Genomic DNA, 593 nt, shown 5'->3' with positions numbered 1-593 from the left:
CCAACTCTACTGATGGAGTCCGGATTCAGGCCCGATCGTTCCGTCTGGCGATTTGATTTTGAACGTGCAACAGGGTACCCCACTATGAATCGTAACCACCTCGTTCTGATTCTTGTTGCACTATTCACCATCTCTGTGATCGCGGTCGCTGCATCGTCGATCAACTCCGCCAATATCGAGAGCGGGTTCGGAATCGAAGGTGGTTCTGATGAGCTCGGTAACGCAAGTCCGCCTAACGCCAGTTCAGAGAAAGCGGGTGATGCTGGTGGTTCTGGGAATTCCGGATTCATTAGTGAGATTCTCAGCTGGGAACTTAGCGTGAACAGCGATTCTGCTGCAAGTCCCAATTCGGGCATTTCGGGGGTTATCATAGCCGTCTTGCTTGGCCTCGTCGCGGGCAGTATTGGACTCATTTTCTGGGCCACGAGTGATGATACCGCTCTCTCCACGACACCTGAATCACCCGTATCAGAACACACTCCCGATGGTACAGAGTCAGGAACGGGAAATTCTTCCACAGTCGCTAGTTGTCCACTTTGGCTCAACAGCCCAATAGCTGATACGTTGTAGGAATGAAGCGGATGAATCAGTGA

1 protein-coding gene is annotated in these 593 nt (G+C 51.8%); it reads left to right on the top strand.

The annotated features are described in order from the left end of the window. Window positions 1-570: hypothetical protein (locus tag PHA81_RS20855; protein ID WP_273838809.1), on the top strand; the 570-nt coding region annotated here is incomplete at its 5' end. Window positions 571-593: the final 23 nt, after the last annotated feature.

Origin of the sequence: Halococcus sp. PRR34 (assembly GCF_028617175.1) — an archaeon.
In the GTDB taxonomy this organism is placed as follows: Archaea; Halobacteriota; Halobacteria; order Halobacteriales; family Halococcaceae; genus Halococcus; species Halococcus salifodinae.
The sequence above is the reverse complement of the archived record's forward strand: the minus strand, read 5'-3'. Positions and strand labels throughout refer to the sequence as shown.